Here is a 1880-nt window from a genome sequence, read left to right as displayed (position 1 = left end):
TTTATAATGCTCTAAATTAGGTTTACCTCCATGTTCACCATAATTTCGGAAAGGAACATAGTTTTCAAGTTTCCTCTGTCGCCAGAATTTATCAATCGTTGAGTCCCAACTGGAATAGGCTTTTGGGCCTGGATTTTCTCGGATTTCTGCTTCTAATTCAAGCAAACATTTAGCTGCTGCTGGTGTGACGATATAAGCGACCATTGCAGTTGAAAATCCTTCTGCATAGCCTTCCGGTGAAACACTATAAATTTGAGGCGCACAGGTATATAACCAAGAAATTCCTACATTTTCTTGGATTGGATTAAAGGGCAATGGCAATTTTCCCATTTCAACAACCGGGACAAAATCAGCCTCAACAATCAACGTGGGTTTACTCTGATTTATAGCAATTTCCCAGGCTTGTCGATGGTTAAGTAGACAGAGATAGCTCGGAGAGTAATCTTTATACTCGGGTTGGTGTTTTTGTCGCAAAACTTCACAATCAAAGCCACTTTTTTTTAAGGCTGATTCTAAGGTATCTGTGTTTTCTTTGTAGGCAATAATGAAAGTTTTTTCCAGACTATCAGCAAGTGAGATTGCTGTTGAGTTTTTTATATTAGATTGAATCATAATATTGATAAATCTAAACCTATTATATCAAGTTTTTTCTAGAAAAGATAATTTTTTATCCAACTTCAACCTCAGTGTTTAAGAATTAATCTTTTAAAACATTTCTTATACCACATTTTGTTTTTTTTGTCAAGTTAATTTTTGTTAGATATTTTTTAGAGTAATCACTCACAAAATGTCAAGTTTTGTTAAGAAAACTTTAGATTTTCTTATCGAATTATGTCAGTTCAGGCAAAAAAAGGTTTTGAGTTAACGTTTTCTGCTAACAATACTCATAGTGCTTTTTCGTGGAATTGAATAACAATAGGAAATATTGCCCTTTGCAAGTGACCTAACGCTGAATTCAATTTTACAGAAATGGCCATTAAGAAACCTCAAAAGTTGAGGAGAAATCCAACACTTTAAGTTTCTAACCGCAAGCACTCAAATCCAAGAAACAGAAACCAGCAATTAAAACGGTAAGCAAAAGGGTTGACTCGTCATCTCAATTTATGCTTATCATCTGCTGATAAATCTGTTTCAATATTCAGCCTAGCCTGATATTTTCAACTTAAAGAAAGCCGATTAAAAGGGACTGAAAGGTTTATATGTTTACATACGTTAATCCCACTGTTAGACACATCAAACCCGATAATCTGAACGGACGAGCGCTCCTCAAAGTCGTCTACGTGGTGTTAGAAGCACAATATCAAAGTGCATTATCTACTGCGGTTCGTTCGATCAATAAAAACAACCCCTATTTAGCCATTGAAATCAGTGGTTATCTAATTGAGGAGTTGAGAAATCCTAAAAACTATGACGATCTTAAAAGAGATATCGCCGAAGCTAATATCTTTATTGCTTCTCTAATTTTTATCGAAGATTTAGCCGAAAAAGTTGTAGAAGCCGTTACACCCTATCGGGATAACCTTGATGTCGCGGTTGTTTTTCCGTCGATGCCTCAAGTGATGCGCCTCAATAAAATGGGCAGTTTTTCAATGGCACAATTGGGACAAAGCAAAAGTGCGATCGCCCAATTTATGAAAAAACGGAAGGAAAAATCCGGTTCTTCCTTCCAAGATGGGATGCTGAAACTGTTGCGAACTTTGCCGAAAGTTCTCAAATATATGCCCATTGAAAAGGCCCAAGATGCCCGCAACTTTATGATGTCTTTCCAATATTGGTTAGGCGGTTCTTCTGAAAACTTGGAGAACTTCTTATTAATGTTGGCGGATAAATACGTCCTCAAAGATAGTGAGTTTAAATATGCCGATCAAGATCGGAAGAGC

The 1880-nt window shown here is 36.5% G+C and carries 2 protein-coding genes; one reads left to right on the top strand and one right to left on the bottom strand.

Annotated features, from left to right (window positions below; all coding sequences use genetic code 11):
• On the bottom strand, positions 1 to 612 hold a 612-nt coding region (locus M595_RS27315; protein ID WP_023069823.1), incomplete at its 3' end, for a glycosyltransferase family protein.
• Between the two features lie 587 nt (positions 613 to 1199).
• Here M595_RS27315 and M595_RS27310 point away from each other — a divergent pair.
• The coding region (locus M595_RS27310; RefSeq protein WP_023069824.1) for a DUF3479 domain-containing protein at positions 1200 to 1880 on the top strand (681 nt) is incomplete at its 3' end.

It is taken from the genome of Lyngbya aestuarii BL J, assembly GCF_000478195.2.
Lineage (GTDB): Bacteria > Cyanobacteriota > Cyanobacteriia > Cyanobacteriales > Microcoleaceae > Capilliphycus > Capilliphycus aestuarii.
This window is presented reverse-complemented; position numbering and strand designations above follow the sequence as displayed.